Raw genomic sequence first — 17,663 nt, forward strand, 5'->3', positions numbered from 1 at the left:
TACCTGCGCTCGACGCTGAACACGCCGGCCCCGCCGGCCGCAGCCCCGCCAGCGCTCGAACCCACCCCGCAGCCGGAACCGGAGCCGCCGGCGGTCGAGCCACCGCCCCCGCCGCCTTCCGAGCTGCCGCCGACGCCGCCGCCGACCGAGGGCGACATCAACAATCCGCCTGTCGACCCGACGCCGCCGGTGCAGGCAAGCGATCCGGAGCCCGAGCCACCACCGCCGCCACCGCCGGCACCGGTGGCGGATCCGCCACCCCCGCCACCGGTGGTGCCGACGGCGGCGCCCGACCTGCCAACACCGGCCGCGGGAGAGGAAATCCTGCTCTATCGCATCGAGGTTCCGGTCTATTCGGCCTTGCCGCCGGTCGCCGAACATCTGGCGATGACGACGCTCGGCACCTTCCACGAACGGCGCGGCGAGCAGAGCCTGCTGTCGAACACGGAGCTGTCGCCGGTCTGGGGCCGCATTTTCGGCCAGGATAGCAAGATGGCGTATTCGGGAACGGTGTCGCCGTCCTTCGACGGCACCCTGTTCGGCCTGCAGGCGGGCTTCGACGTGTTCGGCCGCGAAACGTCGTCAGGCCAGACCGACCGCGCCGGCCTGTTCATCGCCTATGCCAGCATGAATGGCGACGTGCGCGGCCAGGCGCTGGGCTGGAACAATTTGTCCGTCGGCAGCATGGATCTCACCGGCACCAGTGTCGGCGGCTACTGGACCCGTATCGGCCAAAGCGGCTGGTATCTGGACGGCGTCCTCATGGCCACCTTCTTCGGCGGCAACGCAACATCGTCGCGTGACGTCGGCATCGACATCGGCGGAACCGGCGTCACCGCTTCGCTGGAGGGCGGCTATCCGATTGCGCTGGCGCAAGGCTGGACGCTTGAACCGCAGGCGCAACTGGTCTGGCAGCATTTGGCGCTCGACGATGCTTCGGACCGTTTCTCGTCGGTTTCCTTCGATTCCAACGACAGCGTCACCGGCCGGCTGGGCGTGCGGCTGCAGGGCGAGACTGCTATCAACGGCGTGCCGCTGCAGCCCTACCTCAAAGCCAACATCTGGCACGACTTCGGCGGTACCAGCCATGTCAATTTCGACACCACCGATATCTCGACCGAGGGCAAATCGACCTCGTTCGAATTCGGCGGCGGCGTGATCGCCAAGGTGACGGACAAGGTCAGCATCTTCGCCACCGGCGGCTACACCACCAATCTCGGCGGTGACAAACGCCGTATCCTCGAAGGCAATCTCGGCTTCAGCGTCAAATGGTGAAACAGGCCATGATGGAGTCGTATGATGCCGCTTGCGACATCTGTTTTCTGCAGCAAGGTCTGCGCCGCCCCTCATCCGCCTGCCGGCACCTTCTCCCCGTATAGTGACGGGGAGAAGGGGACTGTCGCAACGCTGGCGCCCTTTTTGCACCACTGATGATTGGCGAAACCGTGGATGACGGCGTCTTTCTCCCCGTCACTATACGGGGAGAAATGTCCGGCAGGACAATGAGGGGCAGCGCTAACGCCGCGTCCTAAGCGAATCCAACCCGATGCTCAGTTACCCGAACGCATCGCCACTGTGGCGATGCCGGCGCCGACCAGCAGCGTGCCGCCGGTGCGGTTGAAGATGCGGATTGCCTTGGGATTGCGCACCACGTTGCGTGCGCGTGCCGCGATCAGCGCATAACCGAAGGCATTGGCGAAGGCGAGCGCCAGGAAGGTCGTCTCGAAGATCAGCATCTGCGTCCAGAAATCGGCGTGCCGGTCGAGGAACTGCGGCAGGAAGGCGACGAAGAAGGTGATGCTTTTCGGGTTGAGCGCGGTGACTAGCCATGCATGCGCCATCATCTTGGCCGACGACACCGCATCGGTGCGCGGTTCGGCTTTCAGCGCGCCGCCCGCGCGAAACAATTTCACGCCGAGATAGATCAGATAGCCTGCGCCGATCAGCTTCAGGATGGTGAAGACGGTCGCCGAAGCCGCCAGCAGCGCGCCGATGCCCAGCATCGACAAGGTCATCGCGGTGAAGTCGCCCAGCGCCACGCCAACGGCCATCGGCAGCGCTGTGCGCCAGCCCTGGCCCAGCGCGTACGACACGACCAGCAGGATGGTCGGACCCGGAATGATGAGAAGGATCGTCGACGCTGCGGTGAAGGCGGCCCAGTTTTCGAAGGACATGTTTGTCTCCCTTGGGTTAAAGAAAAGGATAAATCCTGAGCCCTGGGAGAATGTAAAGAGGCGTGTTCTTTGTTTTTACGCAAATTCCGGACGGTAGACCGCCAAGCACTTTTCCTGGAATTGCTGCGGTATCAATTGCGCCAACGGCAGATCGGCGTCAGTTCGCGCCGCTCAGCGTGCTCACGATATCGGCCAGGCTGACATTGGCACCGAGAACGGTTGCTGCCGCGACAATGGCAGCGGCAAAAAGCTTGATGTCGGTTTTTAACGTCTTGCACATGGAGGCCCCTCGCTGATCGCTTGAGGGGTAGGAAACACCAGTGCCGGGATTATGACCCGACCGAGGTCTTTTTGTGCAGCAGCTCCCAGTCAATGGTCAGGCAGGAAGGTCGAGCGCCCGCGGGCCACGCGCAAACGCAGGCCATGCAAGGTCTTCACGCTTTATCAACCATGAATGATGAAAATACCTGCTATCCGGCCGGACCGTGCTTCCCGCCGACAGCGTAGGGTTTGGGTATATGCGTGAGTTGCCGCAAGGTCTGACGCCGCCGCGAAACGGCGACGCATTCGAAACCGATCATCATCTTTCCCGCCGCGCCATCCTGTCCGGGGCAGGGGCGCTCGCGCTGCTCAGCGCCGCCGGTTGCTCAACCTCGGGTGGTGGCCTGCCGGCGCTCGAGCTGGACGACGTTACCACCGGCTCCGTGCGGCCGATCCGGCCAAGCATCAGCGTCGACAAGAACATCACCAGCCCCGGCGTCATGTATGCCGCGATGACGGATGGCGGCTTCAATCTGCCGGAAGTGCCCTATCTCAAGGTCAAGTCCGAATTCCGCCGCCAGATCGTCGTCGACACGACAGGCGAGGCGCCCGGCACCATCGTCGTTCATCTGCAGGAGCGCATGCTCTATCTCGTGCAGCCGGGCGGCGATGCCATCCGCTACGGCGTTGGTATCGGCAAGGACGGCTTCCGCTGGTCCGGCCGCGCCAACATCCAGTACGGCAGGGAATGGCCGACCTGGACGCCGCCGCCCGAGATGATCGCGCGCAAGCCGGAACTGGTGAAATGGCAGGCCGGCCAGCCCGGCGGCCTCACCAACCCGCTCGGCGCACGCGCCCTCTACATCTACCAGGACGGCAAGGACACCGGCTATCGCATCCACGGCTCGCCCGAATGGTGGAGCATCGGTCAGGCGATGTCGTCGGGCTGCGTGCGCCTGATCAACCAGGACATCATCGACCTCTACAGCCGCGTCTCCAAGAAAAACCCGGTCGTGGTCGTCTGATCGTTTAGTCCGCCGACTCTCCCGTTGCACGATGCTGCAAGACAGGCGAATGTGCCTGAGGATTCATCGCTCGGGAGACGTCAGGAATGGCCGGAACTTTTGTCATCGCGCAGGGCGGCGGCCCAACCGCCGTCATCAACCAGACGGTGGTCGGGGCGACGCTGGAGATCCGCAAGCGGCATCCCGGCGCCAAGGTCCTGGGCTCCATCCACGGCGTGCGCGGCATCCGTGACGGCAACTATGTCGACCTTTCGGCCATTCCCGAGGAGCGTCTGCGGCTGATTGCCGGAACCCCAAGTGCGGCCCTTGGCTCGACCCGCGACAAGCCGGATGCCGCCTATTGCGATGTCATCCTCAACGGCCTGAAGAAAGCCGGCGCCGACGCCTTCATCTACATCGGCGGCAATGACACGTCGGGCACGCAGCAAATCCTGACCGACGCCGCCGGCGGCAAGATCGCCTTCGTCCATGCGCCAAAGACCATCGACAATGATCTCGAGGAAAACGACCACACGCCGGGCTTCATTTCGGCGGCCGAGTTCGTCGCTGGCGCCTTCCTCTCCGTCGATCTCGATTTCCGCGCCCTGCCCGGCATCTATGTCGGCATCGTCATGGGCCGGCATGCCGGCTTCCTCACCGCCGCGGCCGCTGCCTGGCAGCTCGACCCCGACAGCGGCCCGCACCTTGTCTATGTGCCCGAGCGCCCATTCTCGGCCGCCGGCTTCATCGACGACGTCCGCGCCACGCTCGATCGCCACAAGCGTTGCATCGTCGCCGTGTCGGAAGGTGTCAGCACCGCCGATGGCAAGGCGCTGGTCGAAAGCCTGGTGCCGCCGGACAAGCTTGAGCGCGACGCCCATGGCAACGTCAAGCTGTCGGGCAGCGACCTGCCGGCCGCACTCGAGCGCGCGCTGGCCGAAGGGCTGCCGGGCAAGCGAGCCCGCGTCGACGCGCTCGGTTACATGCCGCGCGGCTATATCGGCGCTATCAGCGCGGTCGACGCGCAGGAGGCTTTCGATGCCGGCGCTTTCGCCGTCACTGTCGCCGAACAGGGCGGCGGCTCGGTGGCCCTGCAATATGACGGCACCAAAACGGTGCTGAAGAAGGTGCCGTTGAAGAACGTCGCCGGCAAGACCCGCCACATGCCGGACGATTTCATGAAGCCCGATGTCAATCAGCTGTCGGATGCCGGCATGGCCTATCTCAAGCGGCTGGTGCCGGAAAAGTACAAGGTCGGGAAGCCCTTCGTCTGATGCCTGGCTCACTTCTCATGCCGGACTCACACTTGATGCCGGACTGGTTCAGCAGGCGCATCGTCGACGACAAGACGACAATGCTGACCGAGCCGTTCGTGCATGCCTATGTGCGTGCCAACATCTGGCATCTGCGCGGCCGCGATGCCGACCTGCTGGTCGACACCGGCATGGGCATCTGTCCGCTGGCGCCCGAGATCGAGACGCCCGACGGCAAGCCGCTGCTGGTCGTCGCCACCCACATCCATCTCGACCATGTCGGCTCGCTGCACGAATTTCCGTTGCGGGCCGGGCCAAGGATGAGCGCAGAACAATTCGAGAGCATGGATGAGGCGGCGACCTACGCTTACATGTTCCACGATCTCGAAGGCGCCGTCTCGAAACTGCCGGCGCCGGGCTGGAAGGCGGCCGACTACAAGATCCCGTCCGCTCCATTGACGCGAACCCTCGACGAGGGCGATGTGGTCGATCTCGGCGACCGGCAGTTTCGCGTGCTGCATCTGCCGGGCCATTCGCCGGATTCGATCGCGCTGTTCGATGAGGCTGACGGCCTGTTCTTCAGCGGCGACGCCATCTATGACGACACGCTGATCGACAGCCTGCCGGACTCCGACCGGGCCGCCTATATCAGCACGATGCAGCGCCTGCTCGACCTGCCGATCCGCATTGGTCATGGCGGCCACGGACCGAGCTTCGACGGCAAGCGCATGCGCGAGATTGCAACGGCTTACGTCAGGCAGACCGGCAAGGTCTGAGCCTCGCCGCGACCGTGAGCTGGCAGCAGCCGTCAAGCCGTAGGCCCGCTCATCATCCCCAAAGAATTAAATCTTTGTAATATCGGCGAAAAAACCTAATTTGCCCGCATCGGCGCCCTAGATCGGGGTTCGTCGACCCGACCGGCTGCCGCATGAAGCGAGACCGGCAACCGCGAAGGCCGATACGCTGGATGGGCCGTTCCCCTCCCAGGAACAGGCCACGGCGCCGGACCAATGTCTCGCACGGACAACGATCATGTCATCCCTTCGAATTCTTCGCAGACATCGCGTCGCCGCGCTGCTCGGCGCCGCCCTCATCATCAGCCCTGTCGCGTTCTCCGTCGTCAGGGCCAATCATGCCCAGGCAGGCACCATGACCCCTATGGCCGGCGTGACGGCACCCAATGGCTCGTTCGCCCCGATCGTGGCGGCCGACAAGCCCGCGGTGGTGACGGTCACCACCGTCATGAAGGCGCAGCCGGCAAGCGCCGATGACGGCATGCCGCTCGGCAACTCGCCATTCGACGACTATTTCCGTCAGTTCTTCGGCGACCAGGGCATGCCCGCCCCGCGCACACCGCCGCAGGAGCCGGCGCAGCGTTCCGAGGCGCTCGGCTCCGGCTTCATCGTTGCGGCCGACGGCACCATCGTCACCAACAATCACGTCGTCGACAACGCTTCTTCCATCAAGGTGACGCTCGACGATGGCACGGAGCTTCCCGCCAAGCTCGTCGGCCGCGACGCCAAGAATGACCTCGCCGTGCTCAAGATCAAGTCCGACAAGCCCCTGCCCACCGTCAAATGGGGCGATTCCGACAGGTTGATGACCGGCGACCAGGTGCTGGCGATCGGCAATCCGTTCGGCATCGGCACCACGGTCACCGCAGGCATCGTTTCGGCCCGCGGCCGCGATCTGCACAGCGGGCCGTTTGACGATTTCATCCAGATCGACGCGCCGATCAACCATGGCAATTCCGGCGGTCCGCTGGTCGATGTGAACGGCAATGTCGTCGGCATCAACACGGCGATCTATTCGCCCAATGGCGGTAGTGTTGGCGTCGGCTTCGCCATCCCGTCCGACCAGGCTGAGAAGGTGGTCGCCAAGCTGATGAAGGACGGCTCCATCCAGTACGGCTATCTCGGTGTCGAGATCCAGCCGGTGACGCCGGACGTGGCAAGCGCCATCGGCCTCGATCATCCTGGCGGCGCGCTGGTTTCGCAAGTCAATGACGGTTCGCCGGCGGCCAGGGCCGGCGTCGAGACCGGCGACGTCATCACCAGCTTTGCCGGGCAGGATGTGAAGGATCCTAAGGACCTGTCGCGGGCGGTCGCCGATGTCGCTGCCGGCGCCAGGGAGACGCTGGACGTCTGGCGCAAAGGCAAGGCCATGGATATTTCCGTTGATGTCGGGCGCAACACCGACGACGTGAAGACCGCGTCGTTGGACGACGGGTCCGGCACGCCAAGCGCCGAGCAAGGCTCGCGCGTTCCGGCAATGGGGCTTGGCCTGATGGACATCACCCCTGACATCCGCCAGCAGATGAATCTCGCCGACAATCAGCACGGCGCGGTGGTTGCCAGCGTCAATCCCGACAAGGCTGCAGCGGCTTCCGGAATCCAGGCCGGTGACATCATCGTCGCCGTCAATCAGGTGCCGGTGAAGAGCGCCAGGCAAGTGACGCAGGCGATCGCCCAGGCCGGCAGGTCCGGCCGCAAATCTGTCCTTCTGCTGGTCGAGCGCGATGGCGGCCAGATCTATGTCGCGGTGCCTTTCGCCAATGGCTGAACCGCAACGTTGACGTCAACGCAGGATCGGCAGGGCTGGTCGGTGACGATCCCTGGCGGCCTCTGCCGTCAAGATTTCGGTTGCCCGCCACGACATCTTCGAGAACATTGCATCAGGCCGATAGTGGCCTGATGCAATGGGGATTGCCGCGATGGTCACCCGGGGTTTCTCTTCAGGACGGCGCCCGCCAACCGATGGCGATGCGCGCATACCGCCGGGCCAATATCTCGAACAGGGTTTTCCAGTGCTGTCGGCCGGTCCCACGCCGCGCGTGCGCACCGAGGACTGGTCTTTCACGCTGAAACATGGGCCACGCCCGATCAAGAAATGGAGCTGGGCCGAGTTCAACGCGCTGCCGCTGACCAAGATGACGCGCGACATCCATTGCGTGACCGCATGGACCAAGTTCGACACGCCGTGGCAGGGCGTGCTGGTCGACGACATCCTTGCCGACGCGGGTTTGGAGCCGCCGACCGGCTTCACGCTGGCGCACGCGTTCGACGGTTACACCACCAATGTGCCGGTCAAGGATCTCACCGCCGGCAAGGCCATGGTGGCGCTGCTTTACGAAGGCAAGCCGATCACATCGGACCATGGCGGCCCGGCAAGGCTGCTCGTTCCGCATCTCTATTTCTGGAAGTCGGCCAAATGGCTGAACGGCCTGCAATTCACCACGCGCGACGAACCCGGTTTCTGGGAATTGCGCGGCTACCATATCTATGGCGATCCATGGCGCGAGCAGCGCTACACGGACGATCCATGAGCGATGCGGCAGCAGTGCAATCGCCTTGGCAGATGGCCAAGATCGTCCGCATCGAAAAGCGCACGCCGCGTGTCACCAGCTTCTTTTTCCAGCCGTCTCGGCCCTTCGCCTATCGCGCCGGGCAGCATGTCGACGTCAGGCTGACGGCGCCGGACGGCTATCAGGCGCGCCGCTCCTATTCCATCGCCTCGGCACCCGAGAGTGGCGGCGTGATCGAACTGGCGATCGAAAAACTCGACGATGGCGAGGTTTCGCCATTCTTCCACGAGGTCGCGGCAATTGGCGACGAAATCGAACTACGCGGACCGCTCGGCGGGCATTTCGTCTGGCCAGAAGATGAGAATGGTCCGCTTGTGCTGGTCGGCGGCGGTTCGGGCGTCGTTCCCTTGATGTCGATGGTCCGTCATCGCGCCGCGCAGAATTCAAGCGTGCCCGTCGTCCTGGTCTTTTCAGCCCGGGTCTGGGACGAAGTGATCTTTCGTGACGAACTGATCACCCTCGACGATCGCCAACACGGCTTCGATCTGGTGCTGACGCTGACGCGCGAGGCCGCACGTCGTCCCGCCGATTATTCGCGGCGGGTGGATGTTGCGATGATGGCGCAAGCGATGGTGCGGCTGCCCGAGCCGCCCGGTCTCGCCTTTGTCTGCGGCTCGAATGCGTTCGTTTCTGCCGCCGCCCAGGCGCTGATCGATGCCGGCGTTGCAGCGGAAAACATTCGCACCGAACGGTATGGAGTTTGAACGGACGCTGCCCCTGGAGCTGACGGTTCGGTCGAGGCCCGGCGGTTCAAGCATTGAAATTCGAGCCAAGGAGTGAAGATGGCCACCACCGTTACGGCAAAGGGACAAGTGACCATTCCCAAACCGGTCCGCGATCTCTTGGGGATCGTCCCGGGCAGCAGGGTCGATTTCCGACGCGCCGCCGATGGCAGCGTGGTGCTGGTTCGTGCTGACAAAAGCCCGCCTGCGAGCCGCTTCGCCAAGTTGCGCGGCCATGCCGGCGAGGGGCTCACGACCGACGCGATCACGGCGCTGACGCGTGGCGAAGCGTGACGCTCGTCGACACCAATATTCTGCTCGACCTTGCCACGGACGACCCGAATTGGGCGGGCTGGTCGGTCGCGCAGCCCATGCCACCGTCGCCAGGCTTCCGCTCCTGACCCGTGATGTCGGCCGCTACCGGACCTATTTCCCATCTTTGAGGCTGATCACTCCGGACCCTGATGGCTGCCGGAGGGGCCTTCGCTCTTCAGCCAACCGGCGAGAACTCCGCCGACAGCAGCTGGAAAGGCAAGGCGCCATAAGCAGCCACCGTGGCCTCGTCGTTCCATTCGCGAAACTGGCGCGACGGCCGCGCTTCGAGCGTCAATGCATCCCGCGCGCCGTCGAGCGTCACCTTGCCGCGAAAATGCAGCACGCGTTCCCTACCGGATCGGCTGATGGCCATGGCGCGCAGCCGAGCGATATGGTCGTCACCGGCATTGATTTCCATTTCGATGCGGCGTCGGACCGGCGGAACACTGATCCTGACGGTGATATCAAGCATCATGTCGCCGGTCGTTTGCGGACAGGCGATGGCCTGCGAAAACGCCAATGGCGCCGGTGCGGCTTGCCGTTTGCGCGCGGCCGGTCTGCCGCGCCAGGCCTTGGCGGGCGGCTCCTGTTGCAACCGGCCCTTCTTCCGCTTCAGGCGCAATTGCTTGGCAAGCCCGCGCGACAGCCAGACAAGGCCGCCGAAATCCGTGCGCGGCTTGGCCTGCAGAACCGACGACCAGCGCGACAGGCCAGCCCGGTCGGCCATCTCGAAGATTCTGGCCAATGTCGGCTCCGGCACCGCAATGCCGATCTCAAACGCCAGATAGGACAATGCCACCGCCGCCGGAACGGCCAGGCCGCGTCTGCCGACGATGTCGAGGAACACGTCCCAGTCGACGTCTCCGCTATGGATGGCGACGGCGCAATCGACAAGCCAGTCGCTATGGGTGTGGGCGTCGAGGCCGCCATGGCCGATGGCCAGGGCCATGCGATCGGCCGGCGACGGCACGAAGACCGAGACGCCGCTGAATTCGGCCGGGATCGCCCTTTGCCAGATCGCCAGATCGTCTTCCGCGCTTGTCTGCGACCCGTCATAGCCGAGCTGGTGCAGGTCGACGTCGCCGAAACGGCCCTTGAAGAAGTTCATCGACCGCAGCGACGCCAACCGGGTTCGCAGATATTGCGCGCTGACGCCCGAGGCGATCTGCCAGTCGCGATCGCGCAAGATGTCGAAGACGGCAGCCATGTCGCGCGGGCGCACCAGTATATCGATGTCGTGCGCGACCCGGCCGCGCTGCGCCGACGCATTCAAGGCAATGCGGCTGGCGCCCTTTATCAGCATGATGTCGGCGCAGCCGTCGACCATTGCCTTCAGCGCCGGCTCGGCTTCGCGCATCGCCATGCGCGACTTGGTCCACAGCATCTTCTGCAGGCCGACAAGGCGCGGATAGGCGGAATGGCCGGCAAGCTTCCTGCCGAACCTGTCGGAGATGGCAGCGAGCAACCGGTGTTCTCTAAACGAGACAAGGTCGATGTCGTTCTCGTCCAGCCAGCGCGCGGCGCAGCCGGCGGCTGCGTCTTCATCGGAGAGCAGCGCCGCCTTGAGCAACTGGTCGAGCTGGCCGGTCGGCCAGGACCAACCATAGTCCGGGAAGCGACGCCCGATGCGGCGAACGGGCCTGGCTTTCAACTGGAGCCCGCCTTGTTCTGGGCCCGCCGCTGCATGGCGAGCCTTGCCACCTGGAGATAGCCGCGGTCGCGTTCCGGATCGCGGCCATAGGAAAGGCTGCCAGGCCTGATGCGGCGCAATGCAAGCACGTCGTCGAGCATGGCAAGGACAAAGCCTGCCTCACGAACCCGAGCGATCCAGTCGATCATCTCGCCGCGTCCACCTGGTGGGTCGATGATAGGACCGACGGTCGGCACCACCTCCTGGCGGATCATCATCGTCGTGCGCGACCAGCCCGCCACACTGGCCGTCTCGGGCAAATCGGGCCTGTCACCGCGAAACGTCCGCCAGTTCGTAAAAACGCCCGCTGTTGCGGGATGACGGTCGAGATAGCCCAGTTGCTTTTCGATCTTGTCCGCCAGCCACAGGTCGTCGGCATCGAGCGTCGCGACGAACGGAGTAGAGAGTGCGGCAAACCCCTTGGTCGTGGCGCTTCCGGGCCCCGCATTCTCTTGCCGCAGAACCGTCACCGGCAGGTTCATCGCGTCGATCACGGCAGCGGTATCGTCGGTCGAACCGTCATCGACCACGACGATGGCTTCCGCCTTTACCGTCTGGGCCAGAACGGAGTTCAGGGCCGGGCCTATGGTGGTGGCCGCGTTGAAAGCCGGAATGACGACGCCGTAGCCTGCCATTACAGGAATCGCCACTGCGCGAGATCCTTGAAGTCGAAGATTCCCTCCACTCGGCGCAAGCTGGGGTCGGCCCTGCGACGCTTCATCGACTTGTGAATGGCGCGCATGAACTCGCGAAAGGGCACATCGGCTTCCTTGGTCATGTTGCCGGGATGACGCCTGTAATAGAGAGCCACCGTATCGGGCATAACGTATTTTGCTTGGCTCTCAAAGATACGCAGCAGATAGTCGGTGTCCTCGGCCTGTTTGAAGTCCTCGTCGAAGCCGCCGATGCGGTCGATGAGGTCTCGCGCAAAGATCCCGGCTGACAGGTGAATCCCTCGCACGGTGATGGAGTGACTGTCGGCGGCCGGTTCCAGCGTCTCGCCATCTATCTTGTCCACCAGCGTCATGCGCGAATAGGTCAGGTCGAGGCCAGGATCCTCTTCGAAGCAGGCGAGATCCGCCGTGAAGCGGCCTATCGGGGAGATGTCGTCCGAATCGAGAAACGACACCAGGCGAGTCTGCGAAAGCAACTGTTTCAGCCCGGCATTGCGCGCCTTGGTGACCCCGCCATTGGTCTGCTGGAAAAGACGAATGCACGGGGCCTCGTCGATCAACGACCGCACGACCGCCGCCGATCCGTCGGTCGAACCGTCATCGATGACGATGATGTCGAGATCGGCTGCGTCGCGTTGCCTCAGCAGCGAGCGCAGGGCCGAACCGACAAAAGCCTCGCGGTTGTAGACCGGCATGATGACGCTCAGCCTCATCGGCGGCGCCACGACCGTTCCGGGCTTGGCCGATACGGCCCGATTGCGTCGAGCATCATAGCATCTGCCAATCAGCGGGACTCTTCAGTTCGAAGATTCCCTGGACCGCGCGCAGCGACGGATCGGCCTTGCGCCGTCGCATCGACTTGTGGATTGCACGCAAGTGGTTACGGACCCTGCCGCTATGCTCCTTGGTAACATTCCCGGCGTGGCGGCGGTAGTAGATCGCGACGGCGTCCGTCAATTCGTAGTTCGGTCCCGTTTCGAAAACGCGCAGCAGATAATCAGTGTCCTCGGCCTGCTCGAAATCCTCATCGAACTGGCCCGTCCGGTCGACAAGCCCCCTTTTGAACAGGGCGGTGGCCAGCGAAATTCCGCGCAGTGTCATCGTGCGGCTGTCGACTGTCGGCTCCAGCCGCTCGTCGTCAATCCGGTCGGCCAGCGTCATCAGCGAATAGGTCAGCTCCAGGCTGAAATCGGCTTTGAAGCGCGCGAGATCCGTCTTGAACCGCCCGGCCAGCGAGATGTCGTCGGAATCCAGAAACGACACGAACGCGGCGTCCGGCGGCAGTTGCCGCAGCCCGGCATTGCGCGCCTTGGCGACGCCCATGTTGGATTGCTGGAACAGACGGATGCAGGGGGTCTCGCGCATCATCGAGTGCACGGCCTCCACTGAGCCGTCGGTCGAGCCGTCATCGATGACGATGATGTCGAGATCGGCGGCGTCACGCTGCCGCACCAGCGAGCGCAATGCCGAAACGACATAGCGCTCGCGATTGTAGACAGGCATGATCACGCTCAGTTTCACGAAGCGCCCCGCGCGAGAAAGTCCGCAATCGTGCCGGCTATCTCCTGTGGCTGCGTTCCCAGCGACAGACGGTAGCATGGCAGCAGGCGGGTCAGGTCGCTGAAGAAGCGAAAGCCGCTTTCCCGCTCGCCCGGCATCTGCGCTATGCCGGACGGCGCCAAGGCAATCATGGCATCCCTGCGCGACACCGGCACGATCGAACTTGCCCCGCCACCACCGATATGTGGCACCACCAGCGCAACGATGTCCAGAGTTTCTGGCACCGGCCGAGGCGCAATGTCACCAATGTGAAAAGCATGCTTGCCTTGCCAGTTGAGCGGACCATGGGCCGGCAAGCGGTGCTTGAGCCCAAGCCGCGCAAACCCCTGGGGATCCTGCTTGAGTGTTGAAAACAGCGGGCGTGCAGTCACGCCATTGGCGAGGTCGATCAGCACATAGTCGTCGCCGACGCTGTCCAGCCCGTTGAGGAGGCCGGCAGCGACGGTCCCGGATTTCCCGGCGCCGCCCGCGCCGGCGAGCAGCACGCCCTTGCCATTGGCGCCGAGCGTGCCTGCATGGGCAAGGCGCATGCCGCGCGCCGCATATTCCCAATGCAGGAAAGCCCGCAGCGGCGCTCCCGGCTCCCACGGTGGAAAGGCGTCGGTCGAGGCCATCAATTGCACGCCAACGCGACGTTGCGGATCGTAGAACTGCCAGAAGTCGAGATCGTGAAAATGGTGGCCACGCAACCCGGCCTCGGCGAGCCGCTTGGCAAAGCCGTGCTCGGTGAAATGTGCGTCGCCCCAGCTGGCCGGCTCGGGGATGCCGGGGATGCCTGGATGAACAATGAAAATGCGGCAACGGGACGTTTCCGGCTGATCATCCCTGGTCTCGGCAAAAGCATTGCCGAGCGCATCCGCCAGCACGCCGGGGCCGAGATGCGCGGTAAGCTCCAGCCGGGGCAGGCGGATCTTGCGCGCGACCGGATTGTACGCGGCCGCACGTTCAGCGGCGGCGATGAGATATCGGGCGTAATCCGGCAGGGTTTCGAGAGTGACGCGCGACATGGCCAGGTCCAGTGCCCTTCTATCGCGATGCAAGCGGCGGCTCGTCAGGATGCCTGTTTGACCGCCGGCCAGCCAACGGGTTCCTCGACTTCATGGATGGGATCCACGACGATCAGGTCCGCCAGGTCGTCGTGAACGCTCACGGTGAGCGGCTCGCTCGTGGCGGCAAGCTCGGCAAGCAGTTCGCCGGGCAGCGGCTGCGGCGGCGCATCCAGGCGAACCAGCAGTCCCAGTTCGAGCAATTGCGATACGAAGCCTTGGAGTTCAGCCGGGCCAATCGTCGAGGCGCCAGCGGTCAGCCCGATCAGAGCCTGGGCATCGACGCCGGACGACAGCGCCTGCCAGATCCTGCTGCCCGAATCGGAAAATCCAAAATACTTCCCGCTCGAAAGATCGAGCACGACGGCCTCGCCGTCGAAGGATTCAAAGACAATGTCCTTGCTCGAAATTGCGTAGACGTCGGTATGACGCATTGCTCTCGGCCCCCGCAGCTGCGCGAGCAATCGCCGGTCGGCACCGTCGCTCAGCTTGTAACGCCTGTAAACACTCGATTCTTTGTTGGCAAGCCAAGGAGCGCCGGCGGCTCCAAGCGGATCACGCCTCGATTTCGAGCGCCGAAAGCGGTTTTGAGCAACAGGCGAGGATAAAACCGTCGTCGATTTCGTGATCGAGGATGCCGCCATTGTGGCTCATCTCGACGTCGCCCGCGACCTTCCTCACCTTGCAGGTGCCGCACAGGCCGAACTCGCAGGCGGCGGGAATCCGCACGCCCGAGGCCCGTGCCGTTTGCAGCACCGTCTGGCCGGCGACGCATTCGGCGTCGACATCCGAAAGCGCGAAACGGATCGGCGTCGCGGCTTCGACGATAATTGCGGCACCGTTTTCAGCCGGCGAGGTGAACGGCGCCGGGATTTCTTCCACGACAGGCGCCGCAAAGCTCTCCTGATGGTATTTCGTCATGTCGAAGCCGGCGGAGTCCAGCATGCCGCGCACGGCGCGCATGAAGGGATCGGGGCCACAGCAGAAGATTTCGCGCTCGCGGAAATCGGGTGCCAGCAGCGGCAGCCGGATCGCATCGATGCGGCCCATATGGCCGAACCAACCCTCGCGGCTCGACCGCTCCTCGATCATGAACCCGAGCGACAGGCCGGGCATGCGGCTGCCGAGCAGCTCGAGTTCCTTGCGGAAAATGATTTCTTCCGGGCGGCGCGCGCAGTTGACGAAGCCGACATCGGTCCATGGCGCGCAGTCGTTCAGCCAGCGCAGCATCGACATCATCGGCGTCACGCCGGAGCCTGCCGAAATGAACAGATACTTGGCCGCCGGGTGGCTGTGCAGCGAAAAGTCGCCTGTCGGCCCATAGGCCTTGACGTGCGAGCCCGGCGTCAGATGGTCGAACATCCAGCGCGTGCCTGCGCTGCCCGCCTGCGCCTTCACCGTCACCGCGATCGAGAACGGCCGCGACGGCGAGGACGACAGCGTATAGGTGCGCATCAGCGGCCCGTCTGATGTCGGCAGTTCCAGCGTCACGAACTGGCCCGGCTTGTAGCGGAACCAGGTCTGGTTGTCGGAGCGGAAGGTGAAGGTCTTCACGTCGGGCGCTTCGTCGCTGACGCCGATCACTTCCAGCACCTGCAGCCTGTCGTTCCACGGCGTCATCTGGTCGAGATGGCGATAGAGGCCAAGATCCGTCATCGCATTCATCCCCTTGTCCCTTTTGTTCTGTGCATGCCGTGCACTAGGCGACGCTGCGCAGCGCCCGCCGGCCGCCCTCGGCAAGGCGTGGCCCGATGAACGACGCGTACCATTCGACAAACTGGATCACGCCGCCTTCGTGCAGCTCGGAATAGGGGCCCGGCTCATAGGCGGGCGACAGGATGCCGAAGGCGTTTTCCTCGACGATGCGGCGGTCCTGGTCGTTGGTCTCGGTCCAGACATGGGTGAGGTCTTCGATGGTGTAATCGACGCCCTCGATCGCATCCTTGTGCACCAGCCACTTGGTCGTCACCGCCGTTTCCGTGGCGCTGATCGGCAGCACCCGGAACGTCACCGCGTGATCGATGAGGATGTGGTTCCAGGTCGTCGGATAGTGATAGTGCATCAAGGTGCCGATCCGGTCGGCGGACACAGTGTCGGAGAGGTTCTTCTTCACCGCCAGTTTGCCGGTCATGGTGTAGCTGACGGCATCGCGCAGCAGCGGCGCGCGGGTGGCGCGATACTGTCCGGCCGGATCGATGCGGAATTTGCTCGGCAGGCCTGATGCCTCGCATTTGGCCCAGTGCGCGACCATCTCAGGGTCGCTGTCGGCGCCGTTGACGCCGGTCACGGTCGGCGCCTCGGGGAAGGTCTTGCACAGCTCGGGATGATTGGCGGCGCAGTGGTAGCACTCGCGGTTGTTTTCCCAGACCAGCTTCCAGTTGCCCTTCTCGATGATTGTGCTCTCGAAGGCGATCTTTGCTTCGCGCAAACGGTGCGGCAAAAGATAGGGTTCGATCATCGCCCGCATCGGCGCGAAGTCCGCCGGCTCCTTGGCCAGGCAGATGAAGATGTAGCCGCCGACGCTCTCGCAGGCGACCGGCTTCAGGCCGAACTCACTCTTGTCGAAACCGTCGGCCATCTGGCGGGCAAACAGCAGGCGGCCGTCGAGCTCATAGGTCCACTGGTGATAGGGGCAGACGAGCTTTGCCGCCGTACCCTTCTCGGTGTTGCAGACGCGGCTGCCGCGATGGCGGCAGGAATTGTGGAAGGCGTTGATCTTGCCTTGCTGGTCGCGGACAAGAACGACCGGATAGTCGCCGATCTGCACTGTGATGTAGCTGCCCGGCTTAGGCAGTTCGCAATCGTGGCCGATGAACAGCCAGTCGCGATACCAGATCAGCTCCATGTCTAGCTTGAAATAATCCGGATCGGTGTAGAAGGGCTGCTCTAGCGAAAAGCCTTGCCGGCGGCTGTTCAAGAGCCTCAGCATGTCGTTGCGAATATCCATGTCCTGTCCTCGCTTTAAGGACTGAACTGGTGGTGACGGAGGAAGGATTGGACGCAGGCCGGCGATAAGCCGGACATGCACTATCCACCTCTTGACCGCCCACCGCGATCAGTCGAGTCTAGAAATCTCGGGCTGGTTTCCGGGCTCTGGAGTTGTCCTTGCGGACCATCGCGACACCTTCCCAGGCAGTTGCCCAGTGGTCTCCCGTTGCGACTTGAACTCCACCACCGTTGCGGGGGCAGCGCCGGATTCTGACCGGCTTCCCAATTCTCCGCCCCGTCGTCACGAAGCGGCACCTGAGATGGCATGATCTAACCACGATCGCGGACGCGCCATCGGCATGAAAACGACATCGTATCCATGCGGCGCGACACGGGACGCGAAACGTTCCGGTTGGCGATTGCGGAGCTGATATCCTATCTCCGCGGCGGCCGTTCCCCGTCCGCAATCTCCTCGAAACCGATCCCTGACCGGGGTCAAAAAAGGTTAACAGTTTCGAAAAGTGACTATTAGCTCGTTCTAAAATCGAACCGAACGGTTCGTTTCTGTTGACGGTGCGTGCAAGACGGTGTGAACGCTGGGCCTCCGAAACAGTTGGTGATCCATGCGCAGTTTTTGCCTAAATATTTGAAATAAAAGAGAAAAATATATGG

General features: G+C 63.6%; 18 protein-coding genes, 2 pseudogenes and 1 riboswitch. Of the genes and pseudogenes, 10 read left to right on the forward strand and 10 right to left on the reverse strand.

What is annotated here, in order from left to right; all coding sequences use genetic code 11:
- Positions 1 to 1,275 (forward strand): autotransporter family protein (locus FCU66_RS24840; RefSeq protein ID WP_136625450.1); only part of this gene is annotated, 1,275 nt, incomplete at its 5' end.
- Positions 1,276 to 1,550: 275 nt separating this feature from the next.
- On the opposite strand, the gene FCU66_RS24850 is transcribed toward FCU66_RS24840, so the two are convergent.
- Together FCU66_RS24850 and FCU66_RS42565 are read right to left on the reverse strand one after the other, a co-directional pair.
- Positions 1,551 to 2,174, reverse strand: a complete 624-nt coding sequence (locus FCU66_RS24850; RefSeq protein ID WP_136616436.1) for a LysE family translocator — start codon at positions 2,172 to 2,174, stop codon at positions 1,551 to 1,553.
- A 157-nt stretch (positions 2,175 to 2,331) separates the two neighbouring features.
- Positions 2,332 to 2,454, reverse strand: a complete 123-nt coding sequence (locus FCU66_RS42565; RefSeq protein WP_013528283.1) for a hypothetical protein — start codon at positions 2,452 to 2,454, stop codon at positions 2,332 to 2,334.
- A gap of 238 nt (positions 2,455 to 2,692) precedes the next feature.
- Between FCU66_RS42565 and FCU66_RS24860 the strand changes: the two genes are divergently transcribed.
- The 9 genes and pseudogenes from FCU66_RS24860 to FCU66_RS42840 all read left to right on the forward strand — a co-directional run.
- Positions 2,693 to 3,460: a L,D-transpeptidase gene (locus tag FCU66_RS24860; RefSeq protein ID WP_136616435.1), complete on the forward strand. Its 768-nt coding sequence runs from the start codon at positions 2,693 to 2,695 to the stop codon at positions 3,458 to 3,460.
- An 86-nt stretch (positions 3,461 to 3,546) separates the two neighbouring features.
- Positions 3,547 to 4,713, forward strand: coding sequence for a diphosphate--fructose-6-phosphate 1-phosphotransferase (locus FCU66_RS24865; protein ID WP_136616434.1), 1,167 nt, complete (start codon positions 3,547 to 3,549; stop codon positions 4,711 to 4,713).
- A gap of 35 nt (positions 4,714 to 4,748) precedes the next feature.
- Positions 4,749 to 5,468 carry an MBL fold metallo-hydrolase gene (locus FCU66_RS24870; protein WP_136616433.1) on the forward strand — a complete coding sequence of 240 codons (720 nt, stop codon included), beginning with the start codon at positions 4,749 to 4,751 and terminating at the stop codon, positions 5,466 to 5,468.
- Positions 5,469 to 5,724: 256 nt separating this feature from the next.
- Positions 5,725 to 7,254 (forward strand): DegQ family serine endoprotease, encoded by a 1,530-nt coding sequence (locus FCU66_RS24875; protein ID WP_136616432.1) that lies wholly within the window; start codon positions 5,725 to 5,727, stop codon positions 7,252 to 7,254.
- Between the two features lie 151 nt (positions 7,255 to 7,405).
- Positions 7,406 to 8,017 carry a sulfite oxidase-like oxidoreductase gene (locus FCU66_RS24880; protein WP_136616431.1) on the forward strand — a complete coding sequence of 204 codons (612 nt, stop codon included), beginning with the start codon at positions 7,406 to 7,408 and terminating at the stop codon, positions 8,015 to 8,017.
- Entirely contained in the window at positions 8,014 to 8,760 is a 747-nt protein-coding gene (locus FCU66_RS24885) for an FAD-binding oxidoreductase (protein WP_136616430.1), read from the forward strand. Before FCU66_RS24880 ends, FCU66_RS24885 begins: the two co-directional genes overlap by 4 nt.
- Positions 8,761 to 8,838: 78 nt before the next feature.
- Complete coding sequence (locus FCU66_RS24890) at positions 8,839 to 9,072, forward strand: AbrB/MazE/SpoVT family DNA-binding domain-containing protein (RefSeq protein ID WP_136616429.1); 234 nt, start codon at positions 8,839 to 8,841, stop codon at positions 9,070 to 9,072.
- A pseudogene (locus FCU66_RS42835) lies at positions 9,069 to 9,146 on the forward strand (DNA-binding protein); the annotation flags it as partial. The gene FCU66_RS24890 and the pseudogene FCU66_RS42835, both read left to right, overlap by 4 nt.
- A 2-nt stretch (positions 9,147 to 9,148) precedes the next feature.
- Positions 9,149 to 9,235, forward strand: a pseudogene (locus FCU66_RS42840) (DNA-binding protein); the annotation flags it as partial.
- A gap of 33 nt (positions 9,236 to 9,268) precedes the next feature.
- On the opposite strand, the gene FCU66_RS24900 reads toward FCU66_RS42840, so the two are convergent.
- Genes FCU66_RS24900 through FCU66_RS24935 form a run of 8 tightly spaced genes read right to left on the reverse strand, consistent with a single transcriptional unit; the run spans position 9,269 to position 17,010 of the window.
- Complete coding sequence (locus FCU66_RS24900) at positions 9,269 to 10,744, reverse strand: nucleotidyltransferase family protein (RefSeq protein WP_136616428.1); 1,476 nt, start codon at positions 10,742 to 10,744, stop codon at positions 9,269 to 9,271.
- The gene (locus FCU66_RS24905; RefSeq protein WP_246094003.1) at positions 10,741 to 11,433 is read right to left on the reverse strand and encodes a glycosyltransferase family 2 protein; all 693 of its coding nucleotides are present in this window, start codon (positions 11,431 to 11,433) and stop codon (positions 10,741 to 10,743) included. Before FCU66_RS24905 ends, FCU66_RS24900 begins: the two co-directional genes overlap by 4 nt.
- Entirely contained in the window at positions 11,418 to 12,170 is a 753-nt protein-coding gene (locus FCU66_RS24910; protein WP_136616427.1) for a glycosyltransferase family 2 protein, read from the reverse strand. The genes FCU66_RS24905 and FCU66_RS24910 overlap by 16 nt, the downstream gene beginning before the upstream one ends.
- 55 nt (positions 12,171 to 12,225) lie before the next feature.
- Positions 12,226 to 12,978 (reverse strand): glycosyltransferase family 2 protein, encoded by a 753-nt coding sequence (locus tag FCU66_RS24915; RefSeq protein ID WP_168991746.1) that lies wholly within the window; start codon positions 12,976 to 12,978, stop codon positions 12,226 to 12,228.
- The gene (locus tag FCU66_RS24920) at positions 12,975 to 14,024 is read right to left on the reverse strand and encodes a serine kinase (protein WP_136616426.1); all 1,050 of its coding nucleotides are present in this window, start codon (positions 14,022 to 14,024) and stop codon (positions 12,975 to 12,977) included. Before FCU66_RS24920 ends, FCU66_RS24915 begins: the two co-directional genes overlap by 4 nt.
- A gap of 44 nt (positions 14,025 to 14,068) precedes the next feature.
- On the reverse strand, positions 14,069 to 14,707 hold the full coding sequence (locus FCU66_RS24925; RefSeq protein ID WP_246094005.1) for a PqqD family protein: 639 nt from the start codon (positions 14,705 to 14,707) through the stop codon (positions 14,069 to 14,071).
- Positions 14,619 to 15,719, reverse strand: a complete 1,101-nt coding sequence (locus FCU66_RS24930; RefSeq protein WP_136616425.1) for an FAD-binding oxidoreductase — start codon at positions 15,717 to 15,719, stop codon at positions 14,619 to 14,621. The genes FCU66_RS24925 and FCU66_RS24930 overlap by 89 nt, the downstream gene beginning before the upstream one ends.
- Before the next feature lie 43 nt (positions 15,720 to 15,762).
- Positions 15,763 to 17,010 (reverse strand): aromatic ring-hydroxylating oxygenase subunit alpha, encoded by a 1,248-nt coding sequence (locus tag FCU66_RS24935; protein WP_136616424.1) that lies wholly within the window; start codon positions 17,008 to 17,010, stop codon positions 15,763 to 15,765.
- Between the two features lie 113 nt (positions 17,011 to 17,123).
- Positions 17,124 to 17,325: riboswitch (cobalamin riboswitch) on the reverse strand.
- Between the last annotated feature and the right edge of the window lie 338 nt (positions 17,326 to 17,663).

This window comes from Mesorhizobium norvegicum (genome assembly GCF_004919685.1).
Classification (GTDB): Bacteria; Pseudomonadota; Alphaproteobacteria; order Rhizobiales; family Rhizobiaceae; genus Mesorhizobium; species Mesorhizobium norvegicum.